This is a genomic window from Nonomuraea sp. NPDC049378, assembly GCF_055586745.1.
Window position 1 is genome coordinate 36,699 of the sequence record NZ_JBVJHP010000017.1, and the last position, 18,210, is coordinate 54,908.

Here is an 18,210-nt window from a genome sequence, read left to right on the forward strand (position 1 = left end):
TCGCACACTACTCGACGTCCACAGGGGTGCCCCCGGTGATCCGCACCAACTCGTCGAACGTGGTCGGGAACACGGTCAGCGGATGCCCGCCGGCCGCCCAGACCACCTCGTGCTTGCTCAGCCAGGTGTCCACCAGCGTGGGCACGGGCGCCGGATGCCCGACCGGGGCGACCCCGCCGATCGGCTGGCCGGTGGCGGCCCTGACGAACTCCGGCGACGCCCGGCGTACCCGCTGGACACCCGCCGTGCGGGCGATCAGCTCAACGTCGACCCGGTGCGCGCCGCTCGTCAGCACGAGCAGGGGCCCGCCGTCCGCGTCGAAGATCAGGCTGTTGGCGATGGCCCCGACCTCGCACCCGATCTGCGCCGCGGCGGTCGCGGCGGTGGGGGCCTTCTCCGGCAGAACGACGATCTCGCCGGTCACCCCGAGCCGGCGAAGCGCTGATTCCACAATGACGGCATTGGCCGGCAACTTCTCAGACATGGACACACTCTAAACAGGATGACTGCTTGATTACCGAATGATGGTGAGTGGTGTAAGGTCCACTGATCCATTCGTTACCGGGGTGAGAGGTGGTACAGGTGAGGGCTCGACGGCTACCCGGGGTAGCTGCTCTCCTGACGGCCGGCGCCGTCATCGTCTCGGGATGCGGCACGCCGGCGCCGCACCGTACGCACGCGTCGTCACCTGTGCTGGCGCCGGCGACGACCACCACGACACCCGCGACGGCGGGCGGGCCGGCCGCCGCCGTTCCCGCCGCGACGGTCACCGCGCCGGGCAGGACGCTCAAGCTCGGCGCCAAGGGCGAGGCCGTCACCTGGATGCAGGAGCGCCTGACCGAGCTGGGCTACCGCCCGGGCAAGGTGGACGGGAAATACGGCGGCACGACGCTGGCGGCCGTGTGGGCGTTCCAGAAGGTCAACGGCATCAAGCCGACCAGCACCGTCGCCAGGCGCACCTGGGAGGCGCTGGAGACGCCGAGGGCCCCGAGAGTCCTGGCCAGGAACGGCAGGCCGACCCGCGCCGAGGTCGACCTGACCAAGCAGATCATGGTCATGTACGTCAAGGGCGAGGCCAAGCTCATCACCCACGTGTCGTCGGGCAGCGGCATCGCCTACTGTGAGACGGCCGTGTGGCAGGGCAAGCAGCAGCGTTTCTGCGGCTCGGCCACGACGCCGACCGGCAACTACCGGACGACCTGGCGCGCCAGCGGGTGGCACAAGTCCTATCTGGGCGAGCTGTACAACCCGATCTTCTTCAACGGCGGCATCGCCTTCCACGGGGCGCTGTCCGTGCCGCTCCACCCTGCCTCGCACGGTTGCGTACGCATGCCGATGAACGTGGCCGAGGAACTTCCCGACATGCTCGGCAAGGGCGTGCCGGTGCACGTGCGGGGCACGTTCAGGCGCGCGTGATCCCTCCGCCGCGGCGCTCGCGTGCGCGGCGGCTCAGCGGGCGGGCTCCACGCCTGCCCGCGCCGCGCGCCGGCCGGTCGAGGCCGCCATCGTCATCCCCACCGCCTGCGCCAGCCCGCCCACGAGCACGATGAGTGGCGTGGCCACCTGCCAGCCCGGCACTCCCGCGGCGAAGTCGGGGGACTCGTACAGGCCTGGCAGGACGTGTACGGGGTTGAGCAGCGCGACGAAGAACGCGAGCGCGTACGGGACGATGAGGACGCCCGAGAGCACCATGAGCGGTGTGCGGCCCCGGCCGCGCCGCCGCAGCAGCGCCCCGAGGACGACGTAGGCCACCGCCATGATCCCCGTGAACAGTGCGGTCCACCAGGTCAGCTGCCAGGTGTCGGCGCCCAGCGCCGTCATCTCGCCGGCGCCGGGCCGGCCGCCCTCCCACCCCGGGCCGGCGATCTCCGCCCGCACGCCCGCCCGGATGGCCGCATAATTGGCGGCCGCGTACGCCGCCGCCAGGACCGGCCCCAGAGCCAGCAGGACCAGATCGTTGGGCCGCCGCCGGCTTTCCGCCATGCGCTCTCCTCTCCCGACTCAGGGGACAGCCTCTCAGAAGCCGTGGGCGAGGTGCTAGCCGAGCGAGCGCATCCCGGCGAGCGCGACGTCGGCCGCCCGGCGAGCGGTGTCCAAGATCTCCTCCAGTGACCTGTTGTGCTCCAGGTTGGCGATCACCGCGAGCTTGACCGACCCGAACAGCGCGCCCACCGCCGCCGAGGCCTCGATCAGGCTCAGCTCGTCGGCGTACGTCTCGTGCAGCGTCCGCGCCAGCGCGAGCTGGGTCTCGAACAGCACGGTCAGCGCCCGCGCCTGCAGCGTCGGCTCGGTCAGGATGAGCCGCAGCCGCAGCTCGGCGTCCTCGAAGGTGAGATCCTCCTGCGCGCTCGACCACGCGAGGCTGTTGTCGATGAGGCTGTTCAGCAGGTCGGCCGGCGCCATCCCCGGCTCCGCGCGGGCCAGCATGGACTTCGCCAGCTCCATGCGCTCGTTGGTGTCGTAGAAGACCACGTCGTCCTTGCTCGCGAAGTAGCTGAAGAACGTGCGCGTCGACACGTCGGCCCCAGCGGCGATCTCCGCCAGCGTGGTCTCCTCGAACCCCTTCTCGTCGAACAGCTGGAGCGCCGACTCGATCAGCGCCCGGCGCGTGCGCTGCTTCTTGCGCTCCCGCAATCCCGCCATGCCGGAACTATACTGCACGCTCTTATTGTTTTCACTGGTTGAAAATTTGCAACGATTGATGTTTTCTTGGGAGGTCGCTCGGAAAGGAGCAGAGACATGTCCGACTTCACCCTGCCCATGACCAGGCAGCGTCCGTTCGACCCGCCGGACGAGGTCGCGGAGCTGCGGCAACAGGCATCGATGCACCGCATGACGTACGCCGACGGCCACGTCGGCTGGTTGGTGACCGGCTACGCGGAGGCCCGTGCGGTGCTGGCCCACCCCGGCTTCAGCAACCGGCCGGAGAAGATGCACGCCCCGATCCCGTCCAGAGTCGACCTGGTGGGCGAGCGCAGGGATCGCGGGGTGCCGCGGGGGTTCTTCCTGCGCACGGACGCGCCCGAGCACACGCGCTACCGCAAGCTCCTGACCGGGCAGTTCACCGTGCGCAGGATGAAGGCTCTCGAGCCGCGGATCACCGAGATCACCAACGCCTGCCTGGACGACATGGCGGCCGCCGACGGCGCCGCGGACCTCGTCCAGGCGTTCGCGCTGCCGATCCCGTCGCTGGTGATCTGCGAGCTGCTCGGGGTGCCGTACGAGGATCGTGCGCAGTTCCAGGAGGACTCCAAGATCCTGGTCAACCTGGAGACCAAGGCCGACGACGTGCTGGCGGCGCTCGGGCGGGTCTCGGCCTACCTGTACGGGCTGATCCAGCGCAAGCGCAAGGAACCGGCCGACGACCTGCTGAGCGGGCTCATCGAGGGCGGGGAGCTCGACGACGAGGAGCTCACCGGGGTGGCGTTCCTGCTGCTGGTGGCCGGGCACGAGACGACCGCCAACATGCTGGGCCTCGGGACGTACGCGCTGCTCACCAACCCCGACCAGCTCGCCGCCATGCGCGACGACCCGTCGGTGGTGGACAACGGCGTCGAGGAACTGCTGCGCTACCTCACCATCATCCACCTCGGCCCGTTCAGGCTCGCGACGGAGGACGTCGAGATCTCGGGCAACCTCATCAAGGAGGGGGAGATGGTCGGCGTCCACCTGCCCGTCGTCAACCGGGACCCCTCCCGCTTCCCCGGCGGCGAGCACCTCGACGTCACCCGCCCCGCCGGCGGTCACATGACCTTCGGCCACGGCATCCACCAGTGCCTCGGCCAGCAGCTCGCCCGGGCCGAGATGCGCATCGCCTACCCTGCGCTGCTGCGGCGCTTCCCTGGCCTACGCTTGGCGGTAACGCCCGAGGAGGTGCCGATGCGCTCGGACATGACCATCTATGGAGTGCACCGCCTCCCTGTCACTTGGTAGGTCATCATGGAGATCAAGGCAGACACCACGGTGTGCATCGGTGCCGGCATGTGCGCGCTGACGGCGCCGGAGGTGTTCGACCAGAGCGAGGACGAAGGCACGGTGGTGTTGTTGCGCCGGACGCCGCCGGACGGGCAGGAGGAGGCCGTGCGGCGCGCCGTGACCCTCTGTCCCTCGGGGGCGATCTCCGCCTCCTGAGCGCCTCCTGGCCGTCCTGGGCGCCGCTTCGGCGCCCTCCGGACCCGAGCCGCCGCCGCGTGCCCATCCGCGGTGGCGGCTGCTTTCGTCGTACGGGTTGCCCGCGTGGCCAGCCGGCCGTTTCGTTCATGGTCATCGAACCTGTGTTCGTGGATGTGGTTGACACCGAACCTCATCGAAATTATGTTCGAAGCAGTGACGGTGAGGCTCGCGGCTCGGCGTCACCTGGGCCTGGTCGCGGGCGGCTCGCTTCCCCAAGCGATCCCCGCGGCCAGGTTCCACGGGCGAAGGGCGCGTCCTCGTCGTCGGCGGAGACGAGCGGGCGTGTCCTGGCCGGACGGGGAGAGGGGAAGCTCCTCGTCCGGCCGGCCCGGCGGAAATGTCGGTGGCGTCTGCGAGTGTTGACTCCACCGGCGCAACGCCGGCCGCCCGCCCACGACTCCAGAGGAGGCGCGCAAGATGGCACCACGGCCTAGAGAAACGCCCGGGCCCCGGCTGTCGGCTGCGGTTCGGGCACACCTGATCGATTCACGTTCCTGCCTGGCGGAGGCGACCGGCGCTCGCACCCCGGCATCCCGATATGTGGCCGCCCACCTCGCCGCCCTCAGGGCGGCGGCGGCGATCCTGGCCGCCCGCCCGCGGCCCATGGAGGGCCGCAGGCGCCGCCTGCGCAGCGCGTGGGAGCTGCTGCCCGAGGCGGAGCCGCACCTGTCCGAGTGGGCCGCCTACTTCGCGGCGAGTGCCGCCAAGCGGGCCGCCGCCGAGGCGGGCATGGTCCGCGGGATCGGCGCGGCCGACGCCGACGAGATCCTGGCCGAGGCGGAGACCTTCGTCTGCGCCATCGAAGACCTGCTCGGCGTTCCCAGCCAGCCCCAGCTTCCCGCGGACGTCCCCCTGGCGGGCTGACGCTCCCTCACGCGCGAGCCCTTCCTGGCGGGCTTCCCGGGGGTTCGGTCACGTGCCCCTCCGGCCGGTCTCGACCGGCCCTGGCTTCCGAGGACCTCGGTCACGTGCCCTTCCGAGAGGGTTCGACCGGATGCCGTGCGGGCCGCTCCACATGGTGGCCGGTGGCGAAGGCGAGGCCCGTGGAAAGGACGAAGGGCTCGCCGGCGCACGGCGAGCCCCACATGCCTCAGGCGGGTGACCTCGAAACGAGCAATCCCTGAGGAGCCGGCCTCAGAACGACTCGACGGCCCGGCGAGCCTCGGCGTCGAGGACGCCCCAGCTGATGAGCTCCTCGGTCAGCTCGCTGGGCGACTTGTCGTAGATCACGGCCAGGGAGCGCAGATCCTCCTGGCGGATCGACAGCACCTTGCCGTTGTAGTCGCCACGCTGGCTCTGGATCGTCGCGGCATAACGGGCCAGCGCGCCCGCCTTCTCCTTCGGCAGGGTCGCCAGGCGCTCCAGGTCGATCACAAGCTTGGGTGTCGGCCCGAGCGGGCTGGGGGCGGCGCCGCCCGGCAGCAGCTCGGAGACGGGCACCCCGTAGAAGTCGGCAAGTTCGGCAAGTTTCTGCACGGTCACGGCCCGGTCGCCGCGCTCATATGAGCCCACGACTACGGCCTTCCACCTGCCACGCGACTTCTCTTCGACTCCATGCAGGGACAGGCCCTGCTGGGTGCGGATGGCGCGGAGTCGTGCACCCAGCGACTTTGCGTACTCAGACGGCATCGTGTGGCCCCCCGGCTCTCGTATGTATCGCTCTTAGTAGATTGTGCTCCCTTGCGGCGTATGCCCCGGCCACCGGGGGGTCTGGTGCCATGCTCGGCACCATCGGTAGCCACGGCCTGGGTTTACCCCGGTAACGCCGCGCAGTGCGGTTACGCACAGTGACGGTAAAGGGGTGGACGCCCCAGGTCAAGCTGATTGGAAAAAAGATGCCGAATCCGGTCCGTTAGGAATCGCCACAAACGCCTCTGATGTCCCACTAATACCAGTACTTCGTCATAGTTTGACGAGGGAGCGTGCCCACTCACGTCTGGCGGGTGAGCACCATGACCGGGCATGTCGCGGCCTTGACGATCTTTATGGACGTGTCGCCCAGGAAGACCCGTCTGAGTGGCCCGGTGGCGCTCGAAGCGCATATGATCATCTCGCCGGCGAGCCACGAGGTCGTGCCGAGCGCTTGGGGGACACTCCGGCCCTCCAGCACCTCGGCCTCCACGGACAGTCTCCGCCGGTGCCCCCGCGCAGCCGTGCGCAGGTCGGCCGCGGCCTGGTCGCGCAGGCGTACGAGCATCTCCTCCGCGACCCGCGCCCGCCTGCCGCTGCTGACCACGAGCGTGACCAGCCTCAGGGACACGCCGAGCGTCGCGGCCGCCCTGGCCGCGTCCTTGACCGCCGCGTCACCGCCGGGGCCGCGCCGGTAGGCGACGGTGAGGCGGTCGAAGGCGGCCGGCGGCCGTTCGCCGTAGCCGCGGGGAGCGAGCAGGACGGGGACGGAGGAAGAGTGCAGCAGCTGATCGGCCGTGCTGCCCAGGGCGATGCGGCCCCTGCCGCCGCGCGGGGCCGAGCCGATCACCACGACGTCCGCGCCGCGTTTGCGGGCCAGCTCCACCAGGCCGCGCCCGCTGCCCCGATGGGTGTGCTTGACATACTCGGCGTCCTCGCCGGCCAGCTCGCGGGCCTGCGCGAGCGTCGTGGCCGCCTGCTCGGCGAGGTAGGCGCGCCAGGCGCTCTCCTCGGCCCTCGCGGGTCCCGGCGGCGTCCAGACGGGCGGCTGCACAATCGCCACCGTCAGGCGCCCGCGCGCCTGCTCCTTGAGCAGGAGGGCCAGCGCCAGCCCGTCCCTGCCCCGCGGTCCCGGCGCGTATCCGGCGAGCACGTTCTCCAGCTTCATCGGCTCCTCCTTCGCCGGAGACCCCGGACCTCAGCCCTGGGGAGCCGGCCAGTCGGGTGCCCGGCTCGAAGACCTGTCGGGGAAGCCAATCAGCCCACCTCGACATTCAGCCGCGAATGGCTGTAGCCGTAGAGGAAGTAGCAGGTCAGGCCCACCAGCATCCACAACGCGAACGCCAGCCAGGTGACCCCGGCGAGCCCCGCCATGACGACGAGGCAGAAGACCGCGCCGAGGATCGGCGTGACGGGGAAGAACGGCACGCGGAAGCTGCGCGGCAGCTCGGGGCTGCGGTAGCGGAGCACGAGCACGCCGACGTTCACGATGGCGAAGGCGAACAGCGTGCCGATGCTGGTCGCCTCCGCGAGCTGGCCCAGCGGCACGAGCCCGGCCAGCACCGAGATGAACAGGGCGACGATGAGGGTGTTGGCGACGGGCACCTGGTGGCGCGGGTTGACCTTCTGGAAGACACGGGGTATGAGCCCGTCGCGGGACATCGCGAACAGGATGCGGGTCTGGCCGTACATGACGGTGAGCACGACGCTCGCGATGGCGATGACCGCGCCGAAGGAGACGATCAGGCCGGGCCAGGTGGCGCCCATGGCCAGGTCAGCGATGTAGGCCAGGCTGGCCTCGGTGCTTTCGGGGTCGAACTCGGTCCACGGCATCGCGCCGACGGCGGCCAGGGCCACGAGCACGTAGACGATCGTGACGATGGCGAGGGAGAGGACGATGGCCAGGGGCAGGTCGCGCTTGGGGTTCTTGGCCTCCTCGCCGGCGGTCGAGGCGGCGTCGAAGCCTATGTAGGAGAAGAAGACCTGGGAGGCGGCGGCGGTGATGCCGGCCACCCCCATGGGAGCGAGGGGCGAGAGGTTGCCCGCGTCGAACGCGGTGAACGCCACCGCGCAGAAGAACAGCAGCACCGCGATCTTGATCAGCACGAAGACCGCGTTGGCCGTGGCGCTCTCGGACGCTCCGTAGAGCAGCAGCCAGGTGGCCAGCAGCACGATGAGGATCGCGGTGACGTTGACCACGCCGCCGTCCTGGCCGGGGGAGCGGGTGATCGCGTCGGGCAGGGTGAAGCCGAACAACGACCGCAGGAACGAGTTCAGATATTCGCCCCAGCCCACGGAGACCGCCGCCACGGACACGGCGTACTCCAGCATGAGGCACCAGCCACAGATCCAGGCCACCAGCTCGCCCAGCGTCGCGTACGCGTAGGAGTAGGACGAGCCGGACACCGGGATCGTCCCGGCCAGCTCGGCGTACGACAGGGCGGAGAGCAGCGCGGTGAAGGCGGCCAGCACGAACGCCAGCACCACCGCGGGCCCCGCCTTGGGGACCGCCTGCCCGAGGATCACGAAGATGCCGGTGCCCAGCGTGGCGCCCACGCTGAACAGCGTGAGCTGCCACAACGACATCGTGCGCCGCAGCTCACCGCCCTCGCCCCGTCCACCCTCGGCCACGATGCGCTCGGCCGGTTTCGTACGCAAGAGCCGCTGGGCCAGTGCCATCAGACACCCCCTACAACGTGCTCGTCAGCGGCCACCTGCCGTTGGGTGTGACGATCGTGCCCGCTGAGCCGTCGAGTATGCGCTCGGCCTGGTCAAGCTTCCCGATGGCGGCCATGTCACCGGTGTTCTCGACGAAGCGGCACACGGCGTCCACCTTCGGGCCCATCGACCCCGGGGGGAACTCCATGGTCCGCAGCTCGTGCGGCGTGGTGTGGGCGATCTCCGTCTCCTCGGGCGTGCCGAAGCCGCGCATCACGCGGGGCACGTCGGTGAGGATCAGGAACGCGTCGCACTCGAGCGACTCGGCCAGCATCGCGGCGGTGAGATCCTTGTCCACGACCGCCTCGACGCCGATCAACCGGCCCGACTCGTCGCGGACGACGGGGATGCCGCCGCCGCCCGCGCAGATGACGACCACGCCCTCCCGGATCATCTTGCGGATCAGCCGGGTCTCGACGATGCGCCGGGGCGTGGGGGAGGGGACGACCCGCCGCCAGTGAGGGCCGTCCTGAGCGACGGTCCAGCCGTACTCGGCGGCCAGCTTCTCGGCCTCCTCCTGGTCGTAGACCTGCCCGACGAACTTGGCCGGCTGCTCGAAGGCGGGGTCGACGGCCGTCACCAGCGTCTGCGTGACCATGGCGAGGACCTGCCGACCCGGCAGCGCGTTCTGCAGGGTCTGCTGCATCCAGTAGCCGAGCATGCCCTGCGTCTGCGCGACCAGCGTGTCGAACGGGTAGGGCCGGGTCAGGTCGGGATCGGCCGCGCTCTCCAGCGCCAGCATGCCGATCTGCGGGCCGTTCCCGTGGGTGATGACCAGCTCGTGCTCGCCGGCCAGCCGGGCGAGCGTCCTGACGGCCGTGCGCACGTTGGCCAGCTGGACGTCGGCGTCCGCCTTCTGGCCGCGTTTGAGCACGGCGTTGCCGCCGAGAGCGACGATGACCCGCATCAGGCCTCCTGGACCGCGTCCCGCTCGAGCGGGCAGCTCATGCAGCGAGGGCCGCCCCGGCCCCTGCCGAGCTCGCTGCCCCTGATGGTGATCACTTCGATGCCGTTGTCGCGCAGGAAGTTGTTCGTCGTGGTGTTGCGCTCGTAGGCGACCACCACGCCGGGCTCCAGCGCCAGCCCGTTGCAGCCGTCGTCCCACTGCTCCCGCTCCGCGGCGTACACGTCCTGGGTGGGGGTGAGGACCTTGATGTCGTCCAGGTCCAGCGCGCGGGCGATGGCCTTGTGCATGTCCTCCGGCGGGTGGTCGGTGACCTTGAGCTCCTTGTGCGTCTCACCGGGCTCGATCGTGTACGAGCGCAGCATCCCGAGGCCCGCGTACTTGGTGAACACCCCCACGTCCAGCATCGTCATCACGGTGTCGAGATGCATGACCGCCCGCGCCTTCGGCATGTCGAGCGCCACGATCTTCCGCGCCGAGCCGGCTCTGAACAGCCGCTGCGCCAGCATCTCGACCGCCTGCGCCCGGGTGCGCTCGCTGATCCCGATCAGCACCGCGCCGTTGCCGATCACCAGCACGTCGCCGCCTTCGAGGGTGGCGGGCGCCACCGCCTGGCCGGGCATCCAGCAGTGGTAGCCGCCCTGGCCGGGCCGGTCGAAGCCGCCGGCGAACGTGGGGTGGAACATGTAGACGGCCTCCATGTTGACCGTCTCGCGCATGCGGGCCTTCTTGCGCATGGCGTTGATCGACACGCCGTCGTAGATCCAGCAGGACGTGTCGCGGGTGAAGAGGTGGTTGGGCAGCGGCGGCAGGATGTAGTCGTCGCCGGCCGTGGTGTGGAAGGTGACCGACTTGGGGGCGCAGCCCATGGCGACCAGTTCGTCCTTGGTGATGCCGCCTGTCAGGTAGAGCTGCAGCGTGGCCGCGTCCATGCCGTCGAGGGTGTTGCGGATGTCGTCGATGGCGGCCGGGCCGAGCCAGCGCTCGTCGATGACCGCGTCGAGGATGTGCTTGCGCGCCTCGGGGATGTCGACGGTCTCCCGCAGCAGGTCGGCCAGCTCGTACACCTTGATGCCGCGGCCGGTCAGCACCTGCCTGAACTCCTCGTGCTCCTCCATCGCGCGCTGGACCCACAGCACGTCGTCGAAGAGGAACGCGTCCTTGGTGGTGGGGGTGAGCCTCTTGAGCGCCAGGTCGGGCTTGTGGAGGAGGACCTGGCGCAGCCGCCCGACCTCCGAATCAACATGAAAGGTCATCTTCGCTCTATCCCCCCAAAAGCCGGACATGAACGATCGCCCGGCAAGCCCTCCGTGACCTGCCCGCGCGAGAACGGCCGACACGGCGGAAGAGGGGAGTTTTACCCGGCAGCGGGCCGCGGATGAGGGTGGCGGAACCCGCCCCGGCCGGTCACCCCCTGTAGGGGAGCCGTCGCGGCGCTTCGGAAGGGCGCTCACGTTGTAGCTGGTAGCCCCTGGTACTCTGTCTCCCGACCAACACCCTTTAAGACCCGTCCCGTGAGGCGGGAAAGGTGGTGAGATTCGCCATGTCCGATTCCCGCGCCGTGCTGGAGGCCCCCGACATCCACCGGGCGCTGACCAGGATCGCGCACGAGATCCTCGAGCGGACCAAGGGCGCCGACGACGTCGTCCTCCTCGGCATCCCGACCCGTGGCGCGACGCTGGCCCGCCGGCTCGGCGACCGCGTCGAGCAGTTCGAAGGCGTGAAGATCCCCGTCGGCTCGATCGACATCACGATGTACCGCGACGATCTGCGGCTCAAGCCCGCCCGGCCGCTCGGCCACACCGAGCTGCCACCCGACGGCATCGACGGCAAGGTCGTGGTGCTCGTCGACGACGTGCTCTACTCCGGCCGCACCGTGCGGGCCGCGCTCGACGCGCTCAACGACCTCGGCCGGCCCACCGCCGTGCAACTGGCCACGCTGGTCGACCGCGGCCACCGCGAGCTGCCCATCCGCGCCGACTACGTCGGCAAGAACCTGCCGACCGCCAAGAGCGAGAAGGTCAAGGTCTACCTGCAGGAGATCGACGGCCGGGACGCCGTCGTGCTGGTCAAGGGGGGTGGCAGGTGAAACGGCATCTGATCTCCGCCGGAGACCTCACCAAGGACGACGCGCTGCTCATCCTCGACACCGCCGAGGAGCTGGCGAGTGTCTCGGAACGTTCCATCAAGAAGCTGCCCACGCTGCGCGGGCGCACGGTGGTCAACCTCTTCTTCGAGGACTCGACCCGCACGCGCATCTCGTTCGAGGCGGCGGCCAAGCGGCTGTCCGCCGACGTGATCAACTTCTCGGCCAAGGGGTCGAGCGTGTCCAAGGGCGAGTCGCTCAAGGACACCGCGCTCACCCTGGAGGCCATGGGGGCCGACGCGGTCGTCATCCGCCACAGCGCCTCCGGGGCGCCGCACCGCCTGGCCAACTGGGTGCACGGCAGCGTCGTCAACGCCGGCGACGGCACCCACGAGCACCCGACGCAGGCGCTGCTCGACGCCTTCTCCATGCGCCGCCGCCTGGGCGCGCTCGAAGGGCGCAAGATCACGATCGTCGGCGACGTGCTGCACAGCCGGGTCGCCCGCTCCAACGTGCTGCTGCTCGGCACGCTCGGCGCCGAGGTCACGCTGGTCGCGCCGCCCACGCTGCTGCCCGTCTCCGTCGGCACCTGGCCCTGCGAGGTCTCCTTCGACCTCGACGCGGTGCTGCCGAAGTCCGACGTGGTGATGATGCTGCGGGTGCAGAAGGAGCGGATGAACGCCGCCTACTTCCCGAGCGAGCGCGAATACTCGCGCCGCTACGGACTCGACCGCGACCGCTTCGCCAAGATGCCGGACGACGCGATCGTCATGCACCCCGGTCCGATGAACCGCGGCATGGAGATCGCCGCCGAGGTGGCCGACTCGGCGCGCTCGACGATCGTGGAGCAGGTCGCCAACGGCGTGACCATCCGGATGGCCGTCCTCTACCTGCTGCTCGGAGGAGAGACCACGTGAAAGAGCGCAGCGAACCAACCGACGGGCACAGCATGATGATCATCAAGAACGTCAGGATTCTCGGCGGCGAGCCGGTCTCGATCCGGATCGCCGACGGCGTGATCGCGGAGGTCGCGCCGGGCATGGACGCGCCCGAGGCGATCGACGGCGCGGGAGCGATCGCCCTCCCCGGGCTGGTCGACCTGCACACCCACCTGCGCGAGCCGGGCCGGGAGGACGCCGAGACCGTGCGGACCGGCACGCAGTCGGCGGCCCGCGGCGGCTACACCGCCGTCCACGCCATGGCCAACACCTCGCCCGTCGCCGACACCGCCGGCGTGGTCGAGCAGGTGTGGCGGCTGGGCCGCGAACACGCCCTGTGCGACGTGCACCCCGTCGGCGCGGTCACCGTCGGCCTGGAGGGCAGGCAGCTGGCCGAGCTGGGCGCGATGGCCGACTCGGCCGCCCGCGTGCGCGTCTTCTCCGACGACGGCAAGTGCGTCGACGACGCCGTTCTCATGCGCCGCGCCCTCGAATACGTCAAGGCGTTCGACGGCGTCGTCGCCCAGCACGCCCAGGAGCCCAGGCTCACCTCCGGCGCCCAGATGAACGAAGGCGTCGTCTCCGGCAGGCTCGGCCTGGCCGGCTGGCCGGCGGTCGCCGAGGAGGCGATCATCGCCCGCGACTGCCTGCTGGCCGCGCACGTGGGCTCCAGGCTGCACGTGTGCCACGTCTCCACGGCGGGCTCGGTCGAGATCATCCGCTGGGCCAAGTCCAAGGGCTGGAACGTCACCGCCGAGGTCACCCCCCACCACCTCCTGCTGACCGACGACCTGGTCGAGGAGTCGCCGGTAGGGGCCTACAACCCGATCTACAAGGTCAACCCGCCGCTGCGCACCCGCGCCGACGTGGAGGCGCTGCGCGCCGCGCTGGCCGACGGCACGATCGACATCGTGGCCACCGACCACGCGCCCCACCCGGTCGAGGACAAGGAGACCGAGTGGTCGGCGGCGGCCATGGGCATGGTCGGCCTGGAGACGGCGCTCAGCGTCGTCCAGGAGGCCATGGTCGAGACCGGGCTGCTCGACTGGGCGGGCGTCGCGCAGCGGATGTCCGCGCTTCCCGCGCGCATCGGCCGCCTGCCCGGCCAGGGCCGTCCGCTCGAGGCGGGCGAGCCGGCCAACATCATGCTGTACGACCCGACCGCGCGCACCGAGGTGGACCCCTCCGCCTTCGCGTCCAAGAGCAGGAACACACCCTACGAAGGCATGACTTTGCCGGGCCGGGTCGTCGCCACGTTCCTGCGCGGCAGGCCGACCGTTCTCGAAGGGAAGCTGGTGTGAACGACAGCCCTGCTGACGTGAATGACAACCTGCCGCGAAGCGGCTCCACGCCCTTCGGGGGGCACTTGGGGGGCGCAGCCCACCGAGGGGCGGTGCTCGTCCTGGAAGACGGGCGCGTCTTCCACGGAACCCCGTACGGCGCCGAAGGCGAGACGTTCGGCGAGATGGTCTTCAACACCGGCATGACCGGCTACCAGGAGACGCTGACGGACCCGTCCTACCACCGGCAGATCGTCGCCATGACGGCGCCCCACATCGGCAACACCGGCGTCAACGACGACGATCCCGAGTCGTCGCGCGTCTGGGTGGCCGGCTACGTCATGCGCGAACCGTCCAGGGTGGTCTCCAGCTGGCGGGCCACCCGATCGCTCGACGCCTACCTCAAGGAACAGGGCGTCGTCGGCATCGCCATCTCCGGCACCCGCGCGCTCACCCGCCACCTGCGCGAACGCGGCGCCATGCGCGCCGGCATCTTCACCGGCCCGTCCGAGCCCGTCGAGGAGCTGGTCGAGCGGGTGCGCCGCTCGCCCGGCATGGAGGGCGCCGACCTGGCCGCCCAGGTGGCCACGGCCGAGCCCTACGTCGTGCCCGCGGCGGGGCCGAAGAAGTTCACGGTGGCGGCCGTCGACCTGGGCATCAAGGGCATGACGCCGCACCGGATGGCCGAGCGCGGCTGCGAGGTGCACGTGCTGCCCGCGACCGCCACGTACGAGCAGATCATGGCGGTGCAGCCGGACGGCGTGTTCTTCTCCAACGGCCCCGGCGACCCCGCCACCGCCGACGTGTCGGCGCTGCGGCAGGTGCTGGAGGCCAGGGTGCCCTTCTTCGGCATCTGCTTCGGCAACCAGCTCTTCGGCCGGGCCCTCGGCCTGTCGACGTACAAACTGCGCTACGGGCACCGGGGCGTCAACCAGCCGGTGCAGGACGTACGCACCGGGAAGGTGGAGATCTCGGCGCACAACCACGGGTTCGCGGTGGAGGCGCCGCTCGGCGGGCCGTTCGAGACGCCGTACGGGCCGGCCGAGGTCAGCCACGTCAACCTCAACGACCGCTGTGTGGAGGGCCTGCGCCTGCTGGAGCAGCCTGCCTTCAGCGTGCAGTACCACCCGGAGGCCGCCGCGGGGCCCCACGACGCCGCCTACCTTTTCGACGAGTTCTGTGAGGTCATGACCCGTGCCCAAGCGTGAGGACATCAGGTCGGTCCTGGTGATCGGCTCCGGGCCGATCGTGATCGGACAGGCGTGCGAGTTCGACTACTCCGGCACCCAGGCGTGCCGGGTGCTGCGGGACGAGGGCTTCCGCGTCGTCCTGGTCAACAGCAACCCCGCGACGATCATGACGGACCCGGAGTTCGCCGACGCCACGTACGTCGAGCCCATCACCCCCGAGTTCGTCGAGAAGATCATCGCCAAGGAGCGCCCCGACGCGCTGCTGCCGACGCTGGGCGGGCAGACGGCGCTCAACACGGCGGTCGCGCTGCACGAGTCGGGCGTCCTGGACACGTACGACGTCGAGCTGATCGGCGCCGATTTCGACGCGATCCAGTCGGGCGAGAACCGCGAGCGGTTCAAGGAGATCGTCGCCAAGGTCGCCCGCGAGCACGGTCTCAACGCCGAGTCCGCGAGGTCGGTCATCTGTCACACGATGGAGGAGTGCCTGGCCGCCGCGGGCGATCTCGGCTACCCGGTGGTGGTCAGGCCGTCGTTCACCATGGGCGGCGCCGGGTCCGGGTTCGCGTACACCGAGGAAGACCTGCGGCGCATCGCCGGCGCGGGGCTCGACGCGTCGCCGACCACCGAGGTGCTCCTCGAGGAGTCGATCCTCGGCTGGAAGGAGTACGAGCTCGAGGTCATGCGCGACAAGGCCGACAACGTCGTCATCGTCTGCTCGATCGAGAACATCGACCCGATGGGCGTCCACACCGGCGACAGCGTCACCGTCGCGCCCGCGCTGACCCTGACCGACCGCGAATACCAGAACATGCGCGACGTCGCCATCGCCGTCATCCGCGAGGTCGGGGTCGACACCGGCGGCTGCAACATCCAGTTCGCGGTCGACCCGCGCACCGGCCGCATGATCGTCATCGAGATGAACCCGCGCGTGTCGCGCTCGTCGGCGCTGGCGTCCAAGGCCACCGGCTTCCCGATCGCGAAGATCGCGGCCAAGCTGGCCATCGGCTACACCCTCGACGAGATCCCCAACGACATCACGAAGGAGACCCCCGCCTCCTTCGAGCCGACGCTCGACTACATCGTGGTGAAGGTGCCGCGGTTCGCGTTCGAGAAGTTCAGGGGCGCCGACCAGACGCTCACCACGCACATGAAGTCGGTCGGTGAGGCCATGGCCATCGGCCGCTCCTTCCCCGAGGCGCTGCAGAAGGCGCTGCGGTCGCTGGAGAAGAAGGACTCCTCCTTCACCTGGGCCGGCGAGCTCCGGCCGAAGGACGAGCTTCTGGCCGAGTGCCGCACGCCGCACGACGGGCGGCTGCACACCATGCAGCAGGCCATCAGGGCGGGCGCCACGCCCGGAGAGCTGTTCGAGGCCACGCGCGTCGACCCGTGGTTCATCGACCAGCTCTTCCTGCTGCACGAGGAGGCCGAGACGGTCGCCGCGGCGACCGAGCTGACGGTGGAGGTGCTCGAACGCGCCAAGCGCCACGGGTTCAGCGACGTGCAGATCGGCGACATCCGCGGCATCGACGAGGCGCGGGTGCGCGACCTGCGGCACGCTCTCGGGCTGCGGCCGGTCTACAACACCGTCGACACGTGCGCCGCCGAGTTCGCCGCGAAGACCCCCTACCTCTACTCCACCTACGACGAGGAGAGCGAGGTCCCCTCCGGCGAGCGGGAGAAGGTCATCATCCTCGGCTCCGGGCCCAACCGCATCGGGCAGGGCATCGAGTTCGACTACGCGTGCGTGCACGCCTCGTTCGAGCTGTCGCGGGCCGGGTTCGAGACCGTCATGGTCAACTGCAACCCCGAGACCGTCTCCACCGACTACGACACCTCCGACCGGCTCTACTTCGAGCCGCTCACCCTGGAGGACGTCCTGGAGGTCGTGCACGCCGAGCAGCAGACAGGACCGGTGGCGGGCGTGATCGTGCAGCTCGGCGGCCAGACGCCGCTGGGGCTCGCGCAGGCGCTGAAGGACGCGGGCGTGCCCGTGGTCGGCACCTCGCCGGAGTCCATCCACCTGGCCGAGGAGCGCGGCGCGTTCGGGCGGGTGCTGGCCGAGGCGGGGCTGCCCGCGCCCAAGCACGGCACGGCGCTGACCGTCCCGGAGGCGCTGGAGATCGCCGAGGACATCGGCTACCCGGTGCTCGTGCGCCCCTCTTACGTGCTGGGCGGGGCCGGCATGGCCATCGTCTACGACGAGGAGACGCTGGCCACCTACATGGCGGCCCAGGAGGGCGGCCATCCGGTGCTGGTGGACAAGTTCCTCGACGAGTCCATCGAGATCGACGTCGACGCCCTCTACGACGGCGAGGAGCTCTATCTCGGGGGCGTCATGGAGCACATCGAGGAGGCCGGCATCCACTCCGGCGACTCGGCGTGCGCGCTGCCGCCCATCACGCTCGGCAGCAACGACATCAAGCGCATCCGCGCCGCCACCGAGGCCATCGCCTCCGGGGTGGGGGTGCGCGGGCTGCTGAACGTCCAGTACGCCATGTCCGCCGGCGTCCTCCATGTCCTGGAGGCCAACCCGCGCGCCAGCCGCACCGTGCCGTTCGTGTCCAAGGCCACGGCGGCGCCGCTGGCCAAGGCGGCGGCCCGGGTGATGCTCGGCGCGTCGATCGCCTCGCTGCGCGAGGAGGGCATGCTGCCCGCGACCGGTGACGGCGGCACGCTGCCGCTCGACTCGTCCATCGCGGTCAAGGAGGCGGTGCTGCCGTTCAACCGCTTCCGCGGCGTCGACATCGTGCTCGGGCCCGAGATGCGCTCCACGGGCGAGGTCATGGGCATCGACGCGTTCTTCGGCGTGGCGTTCGCGAAGTCCCAGGCGGCCGCCTATGGTGAGCTGCCGACCAAAGGACGCGCGTTCGTGTCCGTGGCCAACCGCGACAAGCGTGCGATGATCTTCCCTGTGAAGGCGCTCGCGGACCTCGGGTTCGAGATCCTGGCCACCGAGGGGACCGCCGAGGTGCTGCGCCGCAACGGTGTCCATGCCAAGATCGTGCGGAAGCAGAGCGAGGGGACGGGGCCCGGAGGTGAGCCTACGAGCGTGCAGTGCATTCTCGACGGCGAGGTCGATCTGATCATCAACACGCCCTTCGGCAGCCCCGGGCAGTCAGGCCCGCGGCTCGACGGCTACGACATCCGCACCGCCGCGGTGCTGCGCGGCATCCCGTGCATCACCACGGTCGCGGGACTCGCCGCGGCGGCGGCGGGCATCCAGGCGATCGTGCGCGGCGATGTGGGCGTACGGTCTCTGCAGGAACACGCGCAGGCACTCAGGGGCTGA

General features: G+C 70.3%; 17 protein-coding genes. 9 read left to right on the forward strand and 8 right to left on the reverse strand.

From position 1 onward, the window contains the following. Positions 1-7 precede the first annotated feature (7 nt). Positions 8-484: a YbaK/EbsC family protein gene (locus tag ACZ6SA_RS32985; RefSeq protein WP_443151789.1), complete on the reverse strand. Its 477-nt coding sequence runs from the start codon at positions 482-484 to the stop codon at positions 8-10. 98 nt (positions 485-582) lie between these two features. Between ACZ6SA_RS32985 and ACZ6SA_RS32990 the strand changes: the two genes are divergently transcribed. After that, complete coding sequence (locus ACZ6SA_RS32990) at positions 583-1,416, forward strand: L,D-transpeptidase family protein (protein WP_347642691.1); 834 nt, start codon at positions 583-585, stop codon at positions 1,414-1,416. A gap of 33 nt (positions 1,417-1,449) precedes the next feature. Here ACZ6SA_RS32990 and ACZ6SA_RS32995 read toward each other — a convergent pair whose 3' ends face one another. Together ACZ6SA_RS32995 and ACZ6SA_RS33000 are read right to left on the reverse strand one after the other, a co-directional pair. Further along, positions 1,450-1,983, reverse strand: coding sequence for a hypothetical protein (locus tag ACZ6SA_RS32995; RefSeq protein ID WP_465832616.1), 534 nt, complete (start codon positions 1,981-1,983; stop codon positions 1,450-1,452). A gap of 54 nt (positions 1,984-2,037) precedes the next feature. Next, a complete protein-coding gene (locus tag ACZ6SA_RS33000; RefSeq protein ID WP_465832618.1) occupies positions 2,038-2,643 on the reverse strand; it encodes a TetR/AcrR family transcriptional regulator in 606 nt (201 codons plus the stop codon). A 96-nt stretch (positions 2,644-2,739) separates the two neighbouring features. Between ACZ6SA_RS33000 and ACZ6SA_RS33005 the strand changes: the two genes are divergently transcribed. From ACZ6SA_RS33005 to ACZ6SA_RS33015, 3 genes are all read left to right on the forward strand, one after another. After that, complete coding sequence (locus ACZ6SA_RS33005; protein ID WP_465832620.1) at positions 2,740-3,933, forward strand: cytochrome P450; 1,194 nt, start codon at positions 2,740-2,742, stop codon at positions 3,931-3,933. A gap of 6 nt (positions 3,934-3,939) precedes the next feature. After that, entirely contained in the window at positions 3,940-4,131 is a 192-nt protein-coding gene (locus tag ACZ6SA_RS33010; RefSeq protein ID WP_465832622.1) for a ferredoxin, read from the forward strand. 459 nt (positions 4,132-4,590) lie between these two features. After that, the gene (locus ACZ6SA_RS33015; protein ID WP_347642696.1) at positions 4,591-5,037 is read left to right on the forward strand and encodes an SAV_6107 family HEPN domain-containing protein; all 447 of its coding nucleotides are present in this window, start codon (positions 4,591-4,593) and stop codon (positions 5,035-5,037) included. Positions 5,038-5,307: 270 nt separating this feature from the next. Here the strand turns inward: ACZ6SA_RS33015 and bldD are convergent, their stop codons facing one another. From bldD to ACZ6SA_RS33040, 5 genes are all read right to left on the reverse strand, one after another. Further along, positions 5,308-5,802 carry a transcriptional regulator BldD gene (gene bldD / locus ACZ6SA_RS33020; protein WP_026214021.1) on the reverse strand — a complete coding sequence of 165 codons (495 nt, stop codon included), beginning with the start codon at positions 5,800-5,802 and terminating at the stop codon, positions 5,308-5,310. Positions 5,803-6,103: 301 nt separating this feature from the next. Beyond that, positions 6,104-6,970: a universal stress protein gene (locus ACZ6SA_RS33025; RefSeq protein WP_465832626.1), complete on the reverse strand. Its 867-nt coding sequence runs from the start codon at positions 6,968-6,970 to the stop codon at positions 6,104-6,106. Between the two features lie 89 nt (positions 6,971-7,059). Beyond that, the gene (locus ACZ6SA_RS33030; RefSeq protein ID WP_465832628.1) at positions 7,060-8,481 is read right to left on the reverse strand and encodes an amino acid permease; all 1,422 of its coding nucleotides are present in this window, start codon (positions 8,479-8,481) and stop codon (positions 7,060-7,062) included. 10 nt (positions 8,482-8,491) lie between these two features. After that, entirely contained in the window at positions 8,492-9,427 is a 936-nt protein-coding gene (arcC, locus tag ACZ6SA_RS33035) for a carbamate kinase (RefSeq protein WP_347642699.1), read from the reverse strand. Then, positions 9,427-10,680 (reverse strand): arginine deiminase, encoded by a 1,254-nt coding sequence (locus ACZ6SA_RS33040; RefSeq protein WP_347642700.1) that lies wholly within the window; start codon positions 10,678-10,680, stop codon positions 9,427-9,429. Before ACZ6SA_RS33040 ends, arcC begins: the two co-directional genes overlap by 1 nt. A gap of 287 nt (positions 10,681-10,967) precedes the next feature. On the opposite strand from ACZ6SA_RS33040, the gene pyrR reads away from it, so the two are divergent. The 5 genes from pyrR (at position 10,968) to carB (ending at position 18,210) form a co-directional block, all read left to right on the forward strand. Beyond that, a complete protein-coding gene (pyrR, locus tag ACZ6SA_RS33045) occupies positions 10,968-11,513 on the forward strand; it encodes a bifunctional pyr operon transcriptional regulator/uracil phosphoribosyltransferase PyrR (protein WP_347642701.1) in 546 nt (181 codons plus the stop codon). Beyond that, positions 11,510-12,427, forward strand: a complete 918-nt coding sequence (locus tag ACZ6SA_RS33050; RefSeq protein ID WP_465832631.1) for an aspartate carbamoyltransferase catalytic subunit — start codon at positions 11,510-11,512, stop codon at positions 12,425-12,427. The genes pyrR and ACZ6SA_RS33050 overlap by 4 nt, the downstream gene beginning before the upstream one ends. Before the next feature lie 32 nt (positions 12,428-12,459). Then, positions 12,460-13,749 carry a dihydroorotase gene (locus ACZ6SA_RS33055; protein WP_347643133.1) on the forward strand — a complete coding sequence of 430 codons (1,290 nt, stop codon included), beginning with the start codon at positions 12,460-12,462 and terminating at the stop codon, positions 13,747-13,749. A 92-nt stretch (positions 13,750-13,841) separates the two neighbouring features. After that, the gene (carA, locus tag ACZ6SA_RS33060) at positions 13,842-14,936 is read left to right on the forward strand and encodes a glutamine-hydrolyzing carbamoyl-phosphate synthase small subunit (RefSeq protein WP_465832632.1); all 1,095 of its coding nucleotides are present in this window, start codon (positions 13,842-13,844) and stop codon (positions 14,934-14,936) included. Beyond that, positions 14,923-18,210: a carbamoyl-phosphate synthase large subunit gene (gene carB, locus ACZ6SA_RS33065; RefSeq protein ID WP_465832634.1), complete on the forward strand. Its 3,288-nt coding sequence runs from the start codon at positions 14,923-14,925 to the stop codon at positions 18,208-18,210. The genes carA and carB overlap by 14 nt, the downstream gene beginning before the upstream one ends.

Excerpts from the sequence above, each read along its gene's own strand:
- pyrR (WP_347642701.1), top strand. The coding sequence starts at position 10,968 with ATGTCCGATTCCCGCGCCGTGCTGGAGGCCCCCGACATCCACCGGGCG.
- arcC (WP_347642699.1), bottom strand. The coding sequence starts at position 9,427 with ATGCGGGTCATCGTCGCTCTCGGCGGCAACGCCGTGCTCAAACGCGGC.
- ACZ6SA_RS33005 (WP_465832620.1), top strand. The coding sequence starts at position 2,740 with ATGTCCGACTTCACCCTGCCCATGACCAGGCAGCGTCCGTTCGACCCG.
- ACZ6SA_RS32995 (WP_465832616.1), bottom strand. The coding sequence starts at position 1,983 with ATGGCGGAAAGCCGGCGGCGGCCCAACGATCTGGTCCTGCTGGCTCTG.
- ACZ6SA_RS33010 (WP_465832622.1), top strand. The coding sequence starts at position 3,940 with ATGGAGATCAAGGCAGACACCACGGTGTGCATCGGTGCCGGCATGTGC.
- ACZ6SA_RS33055 (WP_347643133.1), top strand. The coding sequence starts at position 12,460 with ATGATGATCATCAAGAACGTCAGGATTCTCGGCGGCGAGCCGGTCTCG.
- ACZ6SA_RS32985 (WP_443151789.1), bottom strand. The coding sequence starts at position 484 with ATGTCTGAGAAGTTGCCGGCCAATGCCGTCATTGTGGAATCAGCGCTT.
- ACZ6SA_RS33000 (WP_465832618.1), bottom strand. The coding sequence starts at position 2,643 with ATGGCGGGATTGCGGGAGCGCAAGAAGCAGCGCACGCGCCGGGCGCTG.
- ACZ6SA_RS33025 (WP_465832626.1), bottom strand. The coding sequence starts at position 6,970 with ATGAAGCTGGAGAACGTGCTCGCCGGATACGCGCCGGGACCGCGGGGC.
- ACZ6SA_RS33030 (WP_465832628.1), bottom strand. The coding sequence starts at position 8,481 with ATGGCACTGGCCCAGCGGCTCTTGCGTACGAAACCGGCCGAGCGCATC.
- ACZ6SA_RS33040 (WP_347642700.1), bottom strand. The coding sequence starts at position 10,680 with ATGACCTTTCATGTTGATTCGGAGGTCGGGCGGCTGCGCCAGGTCCTC.
- ACZ6SA_RS33015 (WP_347642696.1), top strand. The coding sequence starts at position 4,591 with ATGGCACCACGGCCTAGAGAAACGCCCGGGCCCCGGCTGTCGGCTGCG.
- bldD (WP_026214021.1), bottom strand. The coding sequence starts at position 5,802 with ATGCCGTCTGAGTACGCAAAGTCGCTGGGTGCACGACTCCGCGCCATC.